This is a genomic window from Deinococcus murrayi DSM 11303, assembly GCF_000482805.1.
GTDB classification, from domain to species: Bacteria; Deinococcota; Deinococci; order Deinococcales; family Deinococcaceae; genus Deinococcus; species Deinococcus murrayi.
The window spans coordinates 148846-165568 of sequence record NZ_AXWT01000009.1; the positions used below are offsets into that span (position 1 = coordinate 148846).

Consider the following 16723-nt stretch of genomic DNA (forward strand, 5'->3'; position numbering starts at 1 on the left):
CCGTGGAATCCTCGCCCAGTACACCTTCTGAGAACTGCCCCAGGGTCCTCTTAAAGCGGGATTCGCCCCGCTCATCCCTCCACAAACAGGGGGAGGGTTGAGGGCCGCGCCGCCCCTGCCGCGACTGCCCGCCGGTGCAACTCGCGCACGGCCCGCTCGCCCTCCTCACCCACGTCGCGTGAGAAGTCATTGACGTAGAGGTCAATGTGCGCCTGCATCACGTCGTCGCTCATCTCCAAGGCGTGCTCGCGGATGTAGGCCTTGGGTTCATCGGGGTGCGCGTAGGCATATTCCAGACTCTCCCGAACCGCCGCGTTCAGGCCGCGCTGCACCTCCGGCGGCAGGTCGCGCCGCACCAGAATCGCCCCCAGCGGAAGGGGCAGGCCCCCCGTCCCTTGCTCCCACCACGCGCCGAGGTCGAGAAGCTGAACGAGGCCGTGCTGCGGGTACGTGAAGCGCGACTCGTGGATGATGAGTCCGGCGTCGTACTCCCCACGGGCCACGGCGGGCATGACCTCGTCGTAGCGCATGGGCGTGAGCCTCGCGTCCGGGTAGGCCAGCCGCAACAGCAGGTCGGCGGTGGTCAGGTTCCCCGGCGAGGCCACCCGCTTGCCGTTCAGGTCGCCGAGGTCCTCCCGCGCCACCACCAGCGGCCCCACACCCCGGCCCAGCGCCCCGCCTGCCCGCAGGGCGACATACTCCTCCATCACCTCGAAGTAGGCGCGGTAGCTGATTTTGGTGACGGGGAGGCGGCCCTCCCGCGCCCACTCGTTGAGGGTCTGCACGTCCTCCAGCCGCTCCTGCACGGGCAGCGGCGCGGGCACCCGCCCCGCGTGCAGCGCGTAGAAGATGAAGGTGTCGTTGGGGCAAAAAGAGTAGCCGAGGTCGAGGACGGCGGGAAGGGGGGTCATGGGCGGATGATAGGGGGCGTGTGGCCTGTCGCTTGTGGCTTGTGGAGGGATGCGGGAGCTTGCGCGCAAGGCTCCCGTCCCCACCTGCCACACGCCACGAGCGACAGGCCTTACTCCACGTCCCGCAAAGCCTCCCGCGCCGCCTGCGCGTCCCGCGCAATCTGCGCCTTCAGCTCGTCTAGGCCGCTGAACTTCTGCTCGCCGCGCAGGCGGGCGAAGAACTTGACGCCCACCTCCTCGCCGTAGAGGTCCCCCTCGAAATCGAGAAAATGCACCTCGAAGCGGCGCTCTACGCCGTTCACGGTGGGCCGGAAGCCGACGTTGGCCACCCCGTGATGGCGCTGCTGATTCCCCGGCCCGCGCTCGGTGAGGGCAACGACCGCGTAGACGCCGGGCGGAAGCGCCTTGCCCTGGGGCACCTGAAGGTTGGCGGTGGGCCAGCCCAGTTGACGGCCCAGCCGGTCGCCGGGCACGACCACCCCTTGCGCGTCGTAGTGGCGGCCCAGCAATCGGCGGGCGCTCTCCACGTCGCCGAGGCGCAGGTACTCGCGGATGCGGGTGCTCTTGATGTCCTCACCGCCGAGCTGGTGCATGGGCACGGTCACCACGTCGCGGGTCACCTCCCGCAGGTCGTCCACGCTTCCGGCTCGCCCGCGCCCAAAGTGAAAGTCCTCGCCCACCACAATCGCTTGGGGCCGCAGCGCCCGCAGGTCCTCCAAGAAGGCCTCCTTGGGCCGGGCCGCGAACTCACGGGTAAAGGGCACGGCGACCGTCTCGTCAATGCCGTAGCGGGCCAGCAGCGCGAGCTTTTCGGGCAGGGTGGAGAGGTATTCCACCCCCTGGGTGAGCACGCGGGTGGGCGGGTCAAAGGTGTAGACCACCGTGGGCACCCGGTAGCGCCGCCCCCGCTCCTTGAGCTGCGCGAGGAGGGCCTGGTGCCCCAGATGCACCCCGTCAAAGGAGCCGACCGCGACCACCGTCCCCGTGTCGGGCCGAGCGGTGGGGGAGACATAGGTTTTCACGGCTTCCCCGCCGCGAGGCGCTGAAGGCCGTACAGCGCTGCCGCCACCGTGCTCGCGCTGCCCTGCAGGGTGCCGTCGCGCAGGCCGTCCAGCACCTCCCCCGGCGGCAGCCACACGACCTCCAGGTCTTCGTCCTCGTCGTGGGGTCGGCGGCTTTCACGCAACCCTTCGGCGGCGAACACATACAGCAGCTCGTCGCAGAAGCCGGGGCTGGAGTAAAAGCGGGTCAGCAGGGTCAGCTCGCCGTCCAGCCCCGCTTCCTCCTGAAGCTCGCGGCGGGCGGCCTGTTCGGGGGTTTCGCCCTCGTCGATGAGGCCCGCTGGGGCCTCCAGGGTCACGGCCCCCACCGCCGGGCGGCGTTGCCGCACGAGCAGCATCTCGCCCCGCTCGCTCAGCGCGAGCACCGCCACCGCGTCGGCGTGCCGCACCACCTCCCACTTGCCCCCCAGCACTTCCAGCCGCACGACGTGCCCGTCGTAGATCACTTGGCTGTCCTCGCGGCCTGTCCCATTGCCCGTCATGCGGGTCACTGTAGAGCAGAGGCTTCGGAAGAAGCGCTCTCCGGGGCCGGGAGGGGGGCCACCTGGCACCGGTTGCGCCCGCCCGCTTTGGCCGCGTACAGGGCTTCGTCGGCGGCGAGGAGCACCCGGTCGAGGTCGGGTCCGTGTCCCGGTGCCCCCGCTACCCCCAGCGAGACGGTCACGGCCACCCGCTCTCCGTTCACGGCGACCTCGTGCGCCGCAATCGTCCGCCGCCAGCCCTCCGCCCGCTGGCAGGCCTCCAGCGGCAAAACCCCCGGCAGCACGACGATGAACTCCTCCCCCCCGTAGCGGCAGACCGTCTCGCCGGGCCGGGCGTGCTTGGCCAGCAGGGCCGCCACCGACCGCAGCACCGCGTCACCGGCGGCATGGCCGTAGCGGTCATTGACGCCCTTAAAGTGGTCGATGTCCAGCAGCACCACGCTAAAGACCTCCCCCCGGAGCGCCTCCAGCACGGCGGTGAGGTGGCGGCGGTTGTGCAGCCCCGTAAGGGGGTCACGCACGCTCTGCTCGCGCAGCTCGGCTTGCAGGTGCTCAATCTGCGCGAGCCGGACCTGGAGTTCCTGGTGCGCCCGGCGCAGCGCGGCTTCGGCCTCACGCTGCCCGGTCACGTCGCGCCACACCACGGCCTGCCCCTGCGAGCGGCCCCGGCGGTCCCGCAGCTCGGTGACCCGCACTTCCAGGCAGCGGCCCTTCAGCCACAGCTCAGTGGGGCCATGGTGGACGGCGGTCGCCAGCGTGGCCGCGTCCCACAGCGGAAAGACCCGCGCTGCCGCTTGCCCCACTGGGCTGGCAAGCGCAGGGTCGGCAAAGCGCCGGGCCGACGCGTTGAGGTCCAGCACCCGCCCCCAGGGGTCTAGGACCACCACCCCCTCGCCCATCTGCTCGACGATGAGGTGCCGGGCGACCGGCACAAGGTCAAAGAGCCGGAACCCCAGCAGCCCCCACAGAAAAATCAGCGCCGTCGCCATAAAGAGCATGGGCGTCAGGTCGAAGTCCGGAAAGGGCCGCTTGCCGAGCACACTGACCAAGTTGACCAGCCACGGCAGGCACAGCCCCGCGAGCAACACCCCGGCCTGGCGGCGGTAAACTCCAGAGGTCCGCCACCAAAACTGCCCCAGCGCGAGGGCACTCAGGCCCATCAGCGCGTAGCCGTGCAGCACGACCACCCGGAACCACGGTCCCCCCGCCAGGCGGGTATGGGCGTCGCGCACCGCTTCGCCCCCAAACAACACCCCGCCGGGGTCGCCAAAGAGCAGCAGGCCCCACGTCACCCCCGGCACGGCGAGCAACGTCGCCCATTCACCCGGCCCAACGGGGCGGCCCGGCTGGGTAAACTCGCGGGTGAGGAGCCACACAAATACGGGCGCTCCGACCACCCCGAAAAAGGTGGCGTCCAGCCAGAACGCTGCACCCGGCGGCGCGTCTAGCCAATGCAGGGCGTAGGTCAGCGTCCAGACCGCGAGCGAGAGCAGCAGCAGGGTGAGCGGGGTCGCCCCCGGTGCTTGCCGCCGCCGCCACGCGAAACGGGCCGTCAGCAGCGCCACGAGCGCCGACCCTGTCAGCCACGCCGTGAAGGAAGAGGCAAGGGCGTCATTCATACGGCAGTTCGCAGGGGGGTGGCCGGGTCAGAAAGCCCGCGTCCGGTCGGGGGCGGCAGCCGTCTGGAGGGCAGGAAGGAGGGGGTCATGGGTGCTCCCGGTCACAGAGGGACTGGAGGGACTCAGGCCAGGCGCAACTCCCCCGGCCCGCTTTTAAGTATGACGGACGGGGCAGCCCTGGCGGGGTCCCTGCCCTCCTCCCGGCTGGGGAGACCTGGCCCTGCGCCCTTTCTGCCACAATCCCCCCATGCTGACCCGCGCTGACCTGGAGGCCCGCGAGGCGGCCACCCTCGCGCCATACGCCACCCTCAGCCGCACGGCGCGGGGCCGGGCCTTTCCCGAATCCGAAAGCGCCACGCGCACCGCCTTTCAAAAGGACCGCGACCGCATCCTGCACACGACGGCCTTTCGGCGGCTGGAGTACAAGACGCAGGTCTTCGTCAATGTGTCCCTGAGCGGCGGGCAGGGCGACCACTACCGCACCCGGCTCACCCACACCCTGGAGGTCGCGCAGGTGGCCCGCTCGGTGGCCCTCACCCTGGGGCTGAACGAGACGCTGGCAGAAGCCATCGCCCTCGCGCACGACCTGGGGCACCCGCCCTTTGGGCACGCGGGCGAGCGGGCGCTGAACGTCCTGATGCAGGAGTATGGCACCGCGCCCGACAACACCTTTGACCACAACACGCAGGCCCGGCGCATTGTCACCGTGCTGGAAGACCGCTATCCCGACTTCCGGGGCCTGAACCTCACCCTCGATACCCTCGACGGCCTGAACAAGCACCGCCGGGAGGGCCTGGGGTCGCCCAGCCTCGAAGCACAGCTCGTCGACGCCGCCGACGCGCTCGCCTACACTGCCCATGACCTCGATGACGGCTTACGCAGCGGCCTCTTGACCCCGGAGGACCTGACCGAGCTGCCCCTCTGGGCCGAGCTGCTCTTGCGGGTGCCCCCCACGTCCCCTGCCCTCACCGAGCGCGACCGCCGCACCCTACACCGCGAGCTGCTGGGCTGGCTCATCGGTGACCTGACGCAGGCCACCCACGCGGCAGTGGTCGCGAGCGGCGTGCGCACCCCGGAAGAGGTCCGCGCCCTCCCAGAGCGCTTGGTGACCTACAGCCCCGCCATGCGCGAGCGCCTGCGCGAGACGGGCGACTTCCTGCGCTCGCGGCTCTACCGCCACTGGCGGGTGGAGATGCAGGTCGAGCAGGGCACCCGGCTGCTGGGTGACCTCTTCACGGCGCTGCTCGCGCGGCCTTCCATGCTGCCCCCCTCCGTGCGGGCGCGCGCCGAGGAAGACGGCCTGCCCCGCGCCGTGTGCGACTACGTCGCCGGGATGACCGACCGTTACGCCGCCGAGCTGCACGCGGCGTTGCGGCCCCCCACGCCGGGGGCGGGATGGCGCTAGTCCCCCCCCCGGCTAGTCAAACCAGAACACGCGCGTGCTGGCCGTGCGGCCTGACTCCTTGCTGCCGGGCAGGGCCGCTGCGGGCAAGGGGACATACTCCATCAGCTCGGCACCGCTGGCCTCCCGGTGGACGGCTTCTAGGCGCAGCGGCCCCAGGGCACGTACGGCAGCGGGCATGCCCGGCAACAGCCGCGGCTCTTGCGGGGGGGCCATGCCCGCCGTGCAGCGCAGGAGCAAGCGCCCCCCGCTGAGCTGCGCGACCTCGCAGACCTCCTGGGCTTGCGCCCGCACCTCGGTGCGCAGCGTCGCGCCCCCTGCCCCCGCCGGCGCTCCCGTCAAGACCAGCAGTGCCACCCAGACCATCCCCGCCGCGCCGCGTGCCATACCCCGACTGTAAGTCGGGCGCTCTCACAGGGTTCTGACGAGCGGGAACACCCCCTTGGGGTGCCCACCCCGTCCCCACCATTAATGAGCATTGCCCATCATTAGGCATCCAAGTTGACTTTAATTTTTTCGGCTCTGCACAATCAACCCACGGCAGAACAAGGAGCATCGGTTGCCGGTCGAGCTGGGAGCGCTTGACCCGGCAAGGGGGAATGCTCATCTGTCCAAGGAGTAGACCATGAAGAAACTGGGCATGATGCTGGTGGTGGGGGGCACGCTCTTAGGGCAAGTGCAGGCGCAGAGCGTGAGCGGCCCCAAGTTCGTGGACATAGGACAAGACATCATTGTCAGTGTTTACAATGTCTGCACCTTTGCGGGCAGCAACGAGGCCATTGACAGCGAGTTCGACCGCAACAACACCGCCCAGCCCATCCGCTTTGACTACCGCGCCAATCAGGCCAGCTCTGGCAGCGGCCAAGTGTTTAACATCCGCTGCACGGCGGGCACCCCGGTCCGAGTGACCAATACCACTGAGGGCCGTCAGCTGACGAACGAGGGCGAAAACGAGTCTGAGACGACTCTGCAGAAGGTGGGCGACAGCAGTGCCACAGAGCTGCGCGTGATTCTCAGAGAGCGGCTGAACATGACCATGAGCGACGGCTCCAACACCAGCCCGGATCGGTACGTCCTGCGTCTGAATGTCCGCGCTCCTGCCGGGCAGTACGGGGTGACCAAGGGCGACTACGCCAAGACGTTGGTTTACCGCTTCGAGTACGACGAGTAAGTTCTTTGTCGGTCCAGCGCCCGCCCCTGCCCCCTTTTGCGGGCAGAGGCGGGCCTTTACGCCCCTTTTTGCCCCGCAGCCCGCCCCGCTGGGGGTTAGGATATAGCCCTTCATCCCCTTCCTTTTCCCGCTTGCCCCAAGGAGTGCCTATGCCTCTTTTCTCCCTTTTCTCGTCCGCCCTGGCGCTCTTCTCTTCGCTGGCCTTGCCTGGTCTTCCGGGCCGCGGGCCAGAGGGCTGCGTGCTCAGAACCGCGCTGTCGTTGCCCCCCTACGGGGCCGCGCAGGGCGCTCAGGGCGAGGTGCAGGTGCAGGTGCGCTGCCCGGACGCAGCGCGGCGCTTCCGGCTGACCTGGCCGGGGGCTGCCGTGAGCGGCGCGGCCCTGGAGGTCACCTTGGGCAATGGGCTGCGGCTGACGCTGCCCGGCGCGGCGAGCGAACTGACCGGGGGGCAGAGCTGGGTCGGGTCTCAGACCCTGCGCTTTCCGGTCCGCGCCGAGGCCGGGCAGTGGGGCGTGCGGCGTGGCCCCGCCCCCTTGCCGCCCCTGGTCTTGACGGAAGGGGGCGCGTTGTGAGGCGGCTGGGCAAGCGGGCCGTGGCCCTGGCCACCGCGCTGACGCTGCTGGGGTGGGCGCTCGCGCAACCGCTCAACTTCTCGATTGCGCCGACCTCGTTTCAGATAGAGTCGAGCAAAACCCTCTCTGGACAGACTCGCCTGACCAACGTCAGCACCCAACCGGCGGTGTTTACTGTCAGCGCCCTGAGCTGGGTGCGGGTTGGCGGCGAAGACCGATTGGAACCCACTCGCGACGTGCTGGTTTCGCCCAGCCGGTTCGTTTTGCAGCCGGGCAGCAGTCAGGTGATTCGAGTGGCGGTCCAGCGCCGCCCCGGTGCGGACGAGTTGACCTACCGAGTGTTGGTGCGGCAGGTGCAACCCGAAAAGGGCGAGTTGCCCCCTGGACAGGAGGTCAGCGCCCGGCTCGACAGCTTGATCGAACTCAGCCTCCCGGTGTATGTCGTGCCGCCGGGGGCCGCGCCGCGCATCGGGTACCGGGTCTTGCGCAGTGCGGATGGCAAAGACCTGTCGCTGGTGTTTTCCAACGCGGGCAACCGCAGCTTCGTGCTGCGCGGCCTAGAGGTCAGTGCCGGAAGCGACCCCACCCGCAAGGCCACCGGGGTACCGCCCAGCTTCCTGATTTTCCGGGGCAATGAGTACCGGGTGCCCCTGAGCGGCTTTGGCACCGAGCGGCGGCTGACCTTCTCCTTCCAGACGCCCGAAGGCCGGACGGTCCGTGAAACCGTTGACGTGCCCTGAGGCAGGCCTTCGGCGCGGCTCTTCGTTCGCCCGTGCCCGCTGGCTGCTCGCAGCGGCGCTGCTGCTGGGGGGGGCAGGGGCGCAGACGGCTCCCGCATCCCCACCCCCAGTGTTGCCCCAAGCCGCCTCGCCCTGCTTGGTCGAACCGGAGCTGGCCTCGGTGCAGATTGCGGGCCTGAGCCGGGGCGACTTGCCCGTGCGGCTGGTGGGCAGCGAGGTCTGGGTGCCCGCCGCCGCCCTGCGGGCAAACGAGGCCAACTACGGGGCGGGCCGCGCCACCTGTGACGGAGAGGAGTACGTGCGGCTCTCGCCCGCGCTCAACGTGCAGTACGACCCTAGCGAGCTGACCCTGACTGTGCAGGCGGCCCCCGCGCTGCTGGCGGGCGGCGAACTGGATTTTGCGGGGACCTTCGGCGACCCCCTGCCGAGCCTCCCCGCCTTTTCGGTATCGGGCCGTGTTGACGTGCAGCGCCCGGCGGGTGAACCGCTCGCGGGGCTGCTGGGGGTAGGGGCCAGCCTCCAGACAGGCCGCTTCCGCGCTGGGGCAGAGGCCACCCTCAGCGGCACCCTGACGGGCGAGGCGAGGTCGCTGCGGCTGGGGGGCAGCCTGTCAGCAGAGGCGGTGCTCGATGACGTTTGGACGGTTGGCGGCGTGCTGCGGCTCGGTCCGGGGGGGCTGGGAAGCGGTTTCAGCGGTCTGGAGGTGCGGGCGCGGTCGCCAGAGGGGACGCTGGTGCCCGAACTCGCCTTGGAGTTGCCGCTGGAAGCGGTCGTGACCCTGCTGTACGAGGAGCGCCAGATAGCCCGTTTCCGCGCTCCTGCCGGGCGCTTCGTGCTGCGCAATCTGCCGCTGGCCCCTGAGGGCGAGCTGCTGGTCTTTATTCAAGACGAGCGCGGGACCCGCCTCGTGACCCTGCCCCTCAGCCCCACGCAGGTGCGCCTGCGCGAGGGGGCCTTTGCGGTGCGGGCGCAGGCGGGTCTGGAAACGGGCCGCCCCATCCTGCGGGCCAGCGGTGCCTACGGCCTGACCGGAGCGCTCACCGTGCAGGGGCAAGCCGAGTTGCGGGCTGACCAGCAGTCGGTGGCGGCCTCGCTGGGGGGGCCGCTGGGACCGGGCCGGGGCCGGGTGGGGGGAACCGTCGTGCGGAGCGCCGCTGCGGGGGTGGCCGCCAGTGCGCAGCTTGGCTATGCGGTGCCGTTGGGGCCAGTGAACGCCGCTGCCGACCTCAATCTCCCCGTCGCGCCGCTGCGGGCACCCTCCGTGTCCTTGGGCCTGAGTTACGCTGACCTACGGGCACAAGCCTCGCTGACGGGAAGCTACGATTTCGCCCTGCGGGAGGGTGCGGTGCGCCTGAGCGGGAGCTACCGCCTGACGCCCGAATGGACCTTGCAGGGTCAGGGCACGTACCGCACGTCGGGGGGCTACGGGCTGGGGCTGGGGCTGACCTACCGCCTGCCCAACGGGTGGGTGCTGGGAACGGGGGCGGCGGCAGACGGGTCTGTGCCGTTCCGCTCCGATGGGGCGGGGGGCAGCCTGAGCGGGCGCGGCGTGGTCTCTGCCCGCCTCGGCGAGCACGAGGTCGCGCTGACGGGGCCAGGGCCGTGGGGGGTGCGCTACCGCCATACCGGGGTGTGGCCGCTGAGCGTGCAGGCCGACCAAACGGGCTTCCTGGCCGCGCAGGGCGAGCTGGGCCTGACCTGGACCGGGGGGCGGCTGCTGCGCGGGGTGCCCGCCGAGGGCGTATCGCTGCTGGTCCGCACCGGAGTACCGGGCCTCGCTGTGCGGGTGTCGGGGGGCAACTTTCAGCGGGCAGACGCCCAGGGCGACCTCTTCTTTACGGGCCTGCCCGCCGGGGGCACCGTGGTGCTGTCGGTCGACGCCGCTCCCCTGAGTTTCGAAGTCAATGTCACCGACAGCGAGCAGCCGCTTCAGCTGGGGCTGGCGGGCGTCTCCTTGTACGACTGGAGCGCGAACTTTCAGCTGCGGCGCTGGGTGCGTTTCGTCTGGCCGGACGGCTCCGCTGCTGCCTACGCCGTTGTCACCGTGGATGGGCGCATCTACTCGGCGGACCTGGACGGCAACGTGCTCCTGGACCGCCGCCTCGCTCCTGGTCTGGCCGTCACCCTCCGCAGCGAGGACGGCGCGCGGCGCTGCACCCTGCGGCTCACCGCCGCCGAAGAGCAGCGTTGCCCGGCTCTGGAGGAAGACCGGGGGGCCTGACGAGGCCCTCCTCCTCGCCTTCATGAAGCTCGCCTGACCGATTTGCGCGGCGTGAGGGCCGGGTGAAGTCCTATACTGGGGGGAGTGGAGACCCCCCCAGTTCCTGCCCTGCTGCTGCTGGGTTCCCCAGAGGTCCGGGGACCGGGGGGCCACGTGCGGCTTTCCGGCAAGGGCCTGCTGCTGCTGGCTTACCTTGCGCTGGAAGGTCCCCAGGACCGGGAGACGCTCGCAGCCCTGCTGTGGCCCCACTTGCCGCGGGCCGACGCCCGCAACAACCTGCGGGTGACCCTGTGTGGGATGCGCCGCAAGCTGCCGGGCGTCTTGGAGGCGGGGCGGACGCGGGTCAGGGCCGCGCCCCTGTGGACCGATGTGGGGGCCTTCGAAGAGGCGCTGGCGAAGGGGGACCTCGTCGGGGCCACGCGGCTATGGCGCGGGCCACTGCTCGATGGGGTGCGGGCCGAACCGGGGCCGTTGGCGACCTGGCTGGCCGGGGTCCGCGCCGCGATGCGACCGCCGCAGCGGGAGGCTCCGGCGGTTGACCCGCTGCTCGGCGGGAGGCTGACGGGCCGCGAACTTGACCGTCACGCCCTGCTGCGCCGCTTGGCCGAGACGCCGCTGGTCACCCTGCATGGCCTGGGGGGGGTGGGCAAGACCGCTCTGGCCCGCGAGCTGGCGGCGAGCTGGAACCGCCTCGCTGCTGCGGGGGAGGCCTGCTACACCGACCTCAGCGGCGCTGCCGGGGCTGGGGAGGTCCTTGTGCGGGTCGCGCAGGACCTGGGCGTGCCGGGGGCGCAGTCGTTGCAGGACCTGGGAACGCGGCGGCGGCGGCAGCCTGGCCTGCTGGTGCTCGACCACCTGGATGGGGTACCTGAGACGGCAGCGGTGGTCGCGGCCTTGCGTGCTGCGCTGCCAGAGCGCACGCTGCTGGTGGTGCGCCGCTTGCCGCTGGAGCTGCCCGGCGAGGGACGTTACCTGCTGCGGCCCCTGGCGACGCCGCCCATCACCGGGCACCCCTCCTGGGAAGAGACCCTGGCCTATCCCGCTGCCGCCCTCTTTGCCGAGCGGGCGCGGGCGGTGCGGCCAGGGCTGGTGCCCGACGCGGCGGCGGTTGCGGCCATCTGCGCGGCGCTCGACGGTCTGCCCCTCGCGCTGGAGGCGGCAGCGGCGCACTGCGCGGTGCTGACCCCGGCGGCGCTGCTGGTCCAGTTGGAACGTCCCCTCGACCTGCTGGGCTGGCCGAGCCGGGACCCCACCGACCTGGCCGGGCGACTGGCAGGCACGCTGGCCGCAGTCAGCCCCGCCGACGGGGAACGGCTGCGGGCCATCGCGGTCCTGGAAGGCGGGGCCACCCTGGAGGAACTGGCCTTGCTGCTGCAGGAGGCTCCCGGCACGCTGCTGCTCGCGCTGGAGCGCTTGTGTGCGGCGGGCCTGCTGCGCTGCGCCGACGCGGAAGGCCAGAGCCTCTTTGCCCTGCCCCGCCTGGTGCGGGCGTTGGTGCGGGTGGACGCGCCGGGGGGAGCACTCTCGGCAGCAGACACCGGGGCGCTGCTGCGCTTGCTGCTGGGCCGCTTGCCCGCGTGTGCGGCAGCGCTGCGCCGGGGGGGCGGGGAGCAGGCGCGGGCCACCCTCTTGCGCCTGGGTCCCGACGTGCGGGCGGCTCTGGCCGCAGCGCGGGAGGTGCCCCGCTTGCATGACCCCGCGCTGCGGCTGTGCCGCGCCCTCTTGGGGTGGTGGCTGACTTCTGGGCAGCAAGCGGAAGCCCAGGAATGGCTGGAAGCGTTTGGGGCACCGCACCGGCTGCCCCTGGCCTGGGCCGCCGTGGGCTGGAGCCGGGGAGAAGTGCAGGCCACCCGGCAGCTGGAAGCGCTGTGGGCTGACCCGGCTCACCCCCTGCCGGACCGGGCGCTGGCGGCGACGCTGCTGGCCGGAGAGCAGGCCCTGCCCGCAGAGCTGCGGCAGAGGTGGTGGGAGCGGGCGCAGGAGTGCGGGCAGTGGGGAAGCGCGAGCGAGAGCCGCTGGCCGGAGGCTCTGGCCACCCGGCTGCACGCGCTGGCTGCCGAAGACCCCGCTCAGCGGCGGCGCGGCTTGCAGCGCGCCCACGACCTTTTCAGTGAGGTGGGCGACCCCTGGGGCATGACCCTGTGTGCCCTGGAGGTGTGGGGCCTACGCGGCGAGCGGCGGACGGCGGCGTCCCTGCGCGAGCGGGTCGAAGAAGCCCGCGACCTGGGTCAGCCGTGGGCGCTGGGCCTCAGCTTGCACATGCTGGGGGCGTGGTGGCTCGAACAAGACCGCCCTGAGGGGGCCGCGCCCCTGCTGGAGCCGCAGCTTGCCGCCTGGCAAGAATGCGGCTGGCGCTGGGGCGAGGCGCTCGCGCTCGGCCAAGCGGGGGAGGTGGCCTGGCGGTTGGGGCAACGGACGCTCGCCTGCCGCCTGCTGGGGCTGGCGCGGGTGCTGCGGCAGGCGGGCGGCGCGGCGCGGGGGTCCCCACCGCTGGAAGCGCTGGATGCCCGGCTGAGCGCGGTGCCCACCACCCTGCGCCGCGCCACTGAGCGGCAAGCCTGGCGCGAGGCCCTTCAGACGCCGCCCGAAGCCTGCGCTGCCCAGGGCCTGCGGTGGCTACGCGACCTGCAAGGGGCTGAGGTGGCCAGCCGCCGCTAGCGGCCCGGTGCAGCCACCCGCACTCCCGCTGCCTCCAACCCCCGGCGCAGGTCGCGGGCCAGCTCTGCCGCTTCTGGGCCGTCCCCGTGCAGACAAAGGGTCCGGGCGCGCACCCGCACCGGCTCACCGCTGACCGCTGTGACCAGCCCCTCCCGCGCCAGCCGCACCCCCTGCGCGACGGCACCGGCGTGCGGCAGCAAGGCTCCGGCTTGACCGCGTGGCCACAGCGAGCCGTCCGGCGCGTAGCCCCGGTCGGCAAAGGCCTCGCCCACCGGGGTCAGCCCCAGGGCTGCCGCCTCGCGCAGCATCACGGACGCCCCCCCCGCCAGCCCGAAATACAGCCGGATGCCCGAATCCGCCGCTGCCCGCGCAATCGCGCTCGCCAGGGCCGGATCCTTGGCCGCCATGGTGTAAAGCATCCCGTGGGGCTTGACGTGAGAGAGGCGCACACCCTCCCGCGCCGCGACTGCCTTCAGGGCTTCAAGCTGCTCGCGCACAAAGGCAGTCACCTCCTCCAGCGCGAAGTGCAACTCGCGCCGCCCGAAGCCCTCGCGGTCGGGAAAACCGGGATGCGCCCCCGCCGCCACCCCGTGCCGGGCCGCGAGGCGCAGGCTCTCGCGCATCGTCGACGCGTCCCCCGCGTGGCCCCCGCAGGCGATATTGGCACTTGTGACAAAGGGCATGACCGCCGCCTCGTGCGGGCTACCCTCGCCCAGGTCGGCGTTGAGGTCGATAAGCGGGAAGGTCATCCTTCCTTGTACCACTGCCGCAGCGCCGCCTCCACCCCGCGCAGGGTCCGTTCGCGTGCCCGCAGCGCCGCGTGCGCGGCCTCCAGCGTCACGGGCTGAAAGCGAACCTGGTCGCCGGGCCGCAGTTGCCCCAGCGCCGGGCGGTCGACCGCCGCCACGACGAGGGGGGTGGGGTAGCCCCCGTGCGTGCCCGCGTCCGGCAGCAGCAAGATGGGCCGTCCGTCCGGCGGAAGCTGCACCGCGCCGGGCACGTTGGGCAGGCTGACCCTGGCGGGGTCGTGCTCAGCGGGGACCTCCCCCGCAAGCCGCACGCCCATGCGGTCGGCTTGCGCACTCACCCCGAAGGGCCGCTCGGTGAGGGCCGCCAGCAGCGCCGGGGTCGCCTCCGGGGTGCTCAGGACCCGCAGGGTGAGGACCGGTCCCGTCGGGGTGTGCAGGGTGGGGGAGAGAAAGGCCCGGCGGGGCGTCACCCGTGGCAGCTCGCTCCACCCCAGACGGTCTCCCCGCTGCAGAGGCCGCCCCTCCAGCCCCCCGAAGCCCGCCCGCAGGTCGGTGGCGCGGCTGCCAAGCACCTCCGGCACGTTCAGCCCGCCCCGCAGGGCGAGCACGGCCCGCAGCCCCCGCGCCGCCGTCCCCACCTCCAGGGTGGCTCCGGCGGGCACGGGGACCGCCCAGCCCAGCGGAAAGGGCTGGCCCTCCAGCGCCGCCCGGAAGGGAGCGCCGCACAGGGCAATGAGCGCGTCCGCGTGAAAGCGCAGGGTGGGTCCAGTCAGGGTCACCTCCAGCCCCGCGGCCCCCGCCGGGTTGCCCACGAGCGCGTTGGCCAGCCGCAGGGCCACGGGGTCCGCCGCGCCGCCCCCCGGCACGCCGAGGGCCAGGGCACGCCGCCCCGCGTCCTGCACGGTGGTTTGCAGGCCGGGGCGCAGGACCTCAAGCATGCACGGCGGCCCAGCGCACCCGGTCCCCCGGCCCCCACCACACGGGGTCAGGCCGCCCCAGGTCAAAGAGGGGCACGTCCGTTCGCCCCACGATGCGCCAGCCCCCCGGCGTCTGGCGCGGGTAGACGCCCGCCCACGGCCCCCCCAGCGCCACGCTGCCCGCCGGAACGCGCTCCCTGGGGGTGGCGAGCCGGGGCATCTGAAGGTGCGGCGGCAACCCGGTCAGAAAAGCGAAGCCCGGCGTAAAGCCCAAAAAGGCCACCGTAAAGGTGACCTCCGTCAGCGCCCGCACGAAGGCCGCCTCGCTCAGGCCCGCTCGCTCGGCACACCACGCCAGGTCTGGCCCGCCGAAGGTGACGGGGAGCACCCGCAGGCGGCCCGGCGGGGGGGACTGTGCCTCCAGGCCCCGCAGCCGCTCGCGCAGGGCCGCCGCGAGCGCTTCCGGCCCGGTTCGGAGCGGGTCATAGAGGACGGTGAGGACCGCCAGTGCGGGCACCGTCTCCTGCACGCCGGGGAGGGGCCGCGCTGCGAGGTCCGCCCGCAGCGCCGGGGCCAGCGCTGAGCGCACGAGCAGGGCGCTGTCGCCCAGCGGGGTGATGTCGGCGGGCGAGCCGGACATGCCCGCATGATTTCACACCGGACCGCTACCCTGGGCGGCATGACCCCCGGCGCAGCCAGGCCCCGTCACTTCCGTGTGTTTGCCGTTCAGCCGCAGTGGAGCGCGGAGGATTTCAGCAGCCCAACGGCCTTTCGGGCCTGGCTGCGCGGGCAACTGGAGGGGGTGCGGCCCCATCTCGCCCCGGACCGCCCCAACCTGGTCGTCCTGACCGAACTCAACGGGCTGCCGCTGGTGCTGCGCGGGGTGCCCTTGGCGGCGCGGGCGGGCACCTTCGAGCGGGCGGCCCAGCTCCTCGTGTTGCGGCACCTGCCCCGCGTGCTGCCCGTGCTCCTGCGCGAGCGCGTCTCGCCCATTCGGGCGCTGCAACTTGCCCTGAGCGCCGAAAACGCCCGCCTGTACCTGGAAACCTGCCGCGACCTCGCCCGCGAGTACGGGGTCTACCTTTGTAGCGGTTCCGCGCCCCTGCCGCGCCTCCGCCGGGCGGGCGGGCGGGTGCGCCGCGAGCCGGGGGTGCTGCGCAATGAGGCCGTGCTCTTTGACCCGCAGGGCAATCTGATTGGCGTGACCGACAAAGTGCATCTCACCCCCGACGAGGAGGCGGGGGGCGTAGACCTCACGCCGGGGCCGCTGGAGGAGCTGCGGGTCTTTCCCACGCCGGTGGGTGACCTGGGCGTCGCCATCAGCCTCGATGCTTTCCGAGCGGATGTCCTCTCGCGCCTGGAAGCTCAGGGCTGCACGGTCCTCCTGCAACCCGACGCCAACGGCTCTCCCTGGACTGCCCTGGAGGGCCTGCCGCCCGACCCGGCGCGGGTGCGCGACCAGCCCGTCGCGTGGCTGGAATCGAGTTGGCAGGCGAGCACCGGGGGCCGTTCCATCCGCTACGCGGTCAATCCGATGGTGGTGGGCAACCTGCTGGACCTCACCTTTGATGGCCAAAGCGCCATCACGGGCCGCGCCGAGGACGCCCCGCAACTGCGCTCCTACGTCCTCACCGACCCTCGCCCTGGGTTTCTCGCCCTGATGCCCTGGGTCGAGGAAGGCGAGCCGCAGCGCCTGCGGGAAGCCGGGCGCGAGCGGGCGGCGGGCAGCGGGCACCCCTGGGAAAACCGCTACCGCACCGGCGTTTTGCAAGCCGACCTGACCCTTCCTCCCTCCCGCGTCCCCCCCCCGCCCCGCACCCACCACGAGGAAGTCCTGGCCGCCCTGCTGCGCGGCGAAGTGGCGTGGCCCCGACCCCTGCCGGGCTGGCGAGCCGCTCTGGGCGCAGCGCTGCTGCTGGGCTGCTGGCTGGGGTCGGGTGGGGGGCAGGCTTTTATCTTGACTGAGGCCAAGAAAAAGGGCTGATAGGGAGTTGTGCAACCACCCATCAGCCCACTGCCCTTTTTAACCCAAATCCCGGACTGGCGCGACCAGAAGCGCATCACATACCCCTGGGAGACGCTCTGGACGGTCATTCTGGTCGGCCTGCTGTCTGGGCCGGAAAACATCCTGGCGCTCTCTCAGTGGCTGCAAGGGCAGCGCGAGGTGCTGACACAGCACCTCGCGCTCGATCGAATCCCACAGCAAGCCATGATTTACCG

The 16723-nt window shown here is 71.8% G+C and carries 16 protein-coding genes; 8 read left to right on the forward strand and 8 right to left on the reverse strand.

Annotation, left to right across the window (positions count from 1 at the left end; all coding sequences use genetic code 11):
• Positions 1-71: 71 nt before the first annotated feature.
• The 4 genes from H565_RS0102045 to H565_RS13995 all read right to left on the reverse strand — a co-directional run bounded on the left by H565_RS0102045 (position 72) and on the right by H565_RS13995 (position 4073).
• Positions 72-911, reverse strand: coding sequence for a 1,4-dihydroxy-6-naphtoate synthase (locus tag H565_RS0102045; protein WP_027459578.1), 840 nt, complete (start codon positions 909-911; stop codon positions 72-74).
• 110 nt (positions 912-1021) lie between these two features.
• On the reverse strand, positions 1022-1933 hold the full coding sequence (locus H565_RS0102050) for a bifunctional riboflavin kinase/FAD synthetase (RefSeq protein ID WP_027459579.1): 912 nt from the start codon (positions 1931-1933) through the stop codon (positions 1022-1024).
• The gene (locus H565_RS0102055) at positions 1930-2454 is read right to left on the reverse strand and encodes an NUDIX domain-containing protein (RefSeq protein ID WP_027459580.1); all 525 of its coding nucleotides are present in this window, start codon (positions 2452-2454) and stop codon (positions 1930-1932) included. Before H565_RS0102055 ends, H565_RS0102050 begins: the two co-directional genes overlap by 4 nt.
• A 5-nt stretch (positions 2455-2459) precedes the next feature.
• The gene (locus H565_RS13995; protein WP_051363363.1) at positions 2460-4073 is read right to left on the reverse strand and encodes a histidine kinase N-terminal 7TM domain-containing diguanylate cyclase; all 1614 of its coding nucleotides are present in this window, start codon (positions 4071-4073) and stop codon (positions 2460-2462) included.
• Between the two features lie 247 nt (positions 4074-4320).
• Between H565_RS13995 and H565_RS0102065 the strand changes: the two genes are divergently transcribed.
• The gene (locus H565_RS0102065) at positions 4321-5478 is read left to right on the forward strand and encodes a deoxyguanosinetriphosphate triphosphohydrolase (RefSeq protein ID WP_027459581.1); all 1158 of its coding nucleotides are present in this window, start codon (positions 4321-4323) and stop codon (positions 5476-5478) included.
• A gap of 12 nt (positions 5479-5490) precedes the next feature.
• Here the strand turns inward: H565_RS0102065 and H565_RS0102070 are convergent, their stop codons facing one another.
• A complete protein-coding gene (locus H565_RS0102070; protein WP_034404714.1) occupies positions 5491-5862 on the reverse strand; it encodes a hypothetical protein in 372 nt (123 codons plus the stop codon).
• A 238-nt stretch (positions 5863-6100) separates the two neighbouring features.
• Here H565_RS0102070 and H565_RS0102075 point away from each other — a divergent pair, with 238 nt between their 5' ends.
• The 5 genes from H565_RS0102075 to H565_RS14000 all read left to right on the forward strand — a co-directional run bounded on the left by H565_RS0102075 (position 6101) and on the right by H565_RS14000 (position 12837).
• The gene (locus tag H565_RS0102075; protein WP_027459583.1) at positions 6101-6646 is read left to right on the forward strand and encodes a hypothetical protein; all 546 of its coding nucleotides are present in this window, start codon (positions 6101-6103) and stop codon (positions 6644-6646) included.
• A gap of 239 nt (positions 6647-6885) precedes the next feature.
• Complete coding sequence (locus H565_RS16530; RefSeq protein WP_034404717.1) at positions 6886-7218, forward strand: hypothetical protein; 333 nt, start codon at positions 6886-6888, stop codon at positions 7216-7218.
• On the forward strand, positions 7215-7958 hold the full coding sequence (locus H565_RS16535) for a fimbrial biogenesis chaperone (protein WP_027459585.1): 744 nt from the start codon (positions 7215-7217) through the stop codon (positions 7956-7958). Before H565_RS16530 ends, H565_RS16535 begins: the two co-directional genes overlap by 4 nt.
• Positions 7936-10179, forward strand: coding sequence for a hypothetical protein (locus H565_RS0102090; RefSeq protein WP_157468849.1), 2244 nt, complete (start codon positions 7936-7938; stop codon positions 10177-10179). Before H565_RS16535 ends, H565_RS0102090 begins: the two co-directional genes overlap by 23 nt.
• 84 nt (positions 10180-10263) lie before the next feature.
• Positions 10264-12837: an ATP-binding protein gene (locus tag H565_RS14000; protein ID WP_034408040.1), complete on the forward strand. Its 2574-nt coding sequence runs from the start codon at positions 10264-10266 to the stop codon at positions 12835-12837.
• On the opposite strand, the gene pxpA is transcribed toward H565_RS14000, so the two are convergent.
• From pxpA to H565_RS0102110, 3 genes are read right to left on the reverse strand one after another with little or no spacing between them, the layout of a single operon-like run.
• Positions 12834-13586 (reverse strand): 5-oxoprolinase subunit PxpA, encoded by a 753-nt coding sequence (gene pxpA, locus H565_RS0102100; RefSeq protein ID WP_027459587.1) that lies wholly within the window; start codon positions 13584-13586, stop codon positions 12834-12836. The genes H565_RS14000 and pxpA overlap by 4 nt on opposite strands.
• Positions 13583-14524: a 5-oxoprolinase subunit C family protein gene (locus H565_RS0102105; protein WP_027459588.1), complete on the reverse strand. Its 942-nt coding sequence runs from the start codon at positions 14522-14524 to the stop codon at positions 13583-13585. Before H565_RS0102105 ends, pxpA begins: the two co-directional genes overlap by 4 nt.
• Positions 14517-15143 carry a 5-oxoprolinase subunit B family protein gene (locus H565_RS0102110; protein ID WP_027459589.1) on the reverse strand — a complete coding sequence of 209 codons (627 nt, stop codon included), beginning with the start codon at positions 15141-15143 and terminating at the stop codon, positions 14517-14519. The genes H565_RS0102105 and H565_RS0102110 overlap by 8 nt, the downstream gene beginning before the upstream one ends.
• 39 nt (positions 15144-15182) lie before the next feature.
• Here H565_RS0102110 and H565_RS14005 point away from each other — a divergent pair, with 39 nt between their 5' ends.
• The gene (locus H565_RS14005) at positions 15183-16487 is read left to right on the forward strand and encodes a nitrilase-related carbon-nitrogen hydrolase (RefSeq protein WP_051363364.1); all 1305 of its coding nucleotides are present in this window, start codon (positions 15183-15185) and stop codon (positions 16485-16487) included.
• A gap of 9 nt (positions 16488-16496) precedes the next feature.
• Positions 16497-16723, forward strand: a 227-nt coding sequence (locus H565_RS0102120; protein WP_027459590.1) for a transposase family protein, incomplete at its 3' end; no start/stop codon positions are given.

What these genes read in the sequence shown, in the direction of transcription:
- H565_RS0102045 (WP_027459578.1), bottom strand. Translation starts at nt 911, where the DNA reads ATGACCCCCCTTCCCGCCGTCCTCGACCTCGGCTACTCTTTTTGCCCC.
- H565_RS0102055 (WP_027459580.1), bottom strand. Translation starts at nt 2,454, where the DNA reads ATGACGGGCAATGGGACAGGCCGCGAGGACAGCCAAGTGATCTACGAC.
- H565_RS13995 (WP_051363363.1), bottom strand. Translation starts at nt 4,073, where the DNA reads ATGAATGACGCCCTTGCCTCTTCCTTCACGGCGTGGCTGACAGGGTCG.
- H565_RS0102065 (WP_027459581.1), top strand. Translation starts at nt 4,321, where the DNA reads ATGCTGACCCGCGCTGACCTGGAGGCCCGCGAGGCGGCCACCCTCGCG.
- H565_RS0102070 (WP_034404714.1), bottom strand. Translation starts at nt 5,862, where the DNA reads ATGGCACGCGGCGCGGCGGGGATGGTCTGGGTGGCACTGCTGGTCTTG.
- H565_RS0102075 (WP_027459583.1), top strand. Translation starts at nt 6,101, where the DNA reads ATGAAGAAACTGGGCATGATGCTGGTGGTGGGGGGCACGCTCTTAGGG.
- pxpA (WP_027459587.1), bottom strand. Translation starts at nt 13,586, where the DNA reads ATGACCTTCCCGCTTATCGACCTCAACGCCGACCTGGGCGAGGGTAGC.
- H565_RS0102105 (WP_027459588.1), bottom strand. Translation starts at nt 14,524, where the DNA reads ATGCTTGAGGTCCTGCGCCCCGGCCTGCAAACCACCGTGCAGGACGCG.
- H565_RS0102110 (WP_027459589.1), bottom strand. Translation starts at nt 15,143, where the DNA reads ATGTCCGGCTCGCCCGCCGACATCACCCCGCTGGGCGACAGCGCCCTG.
- H565_RS14005 (WP_051363364.1), top strand. Translation starts at nt 15,183, where the DNA reads ATGACCCCCGGCGCAGCCAGGCCCCGTCACTTCCGTGTGTTTGCCGTT.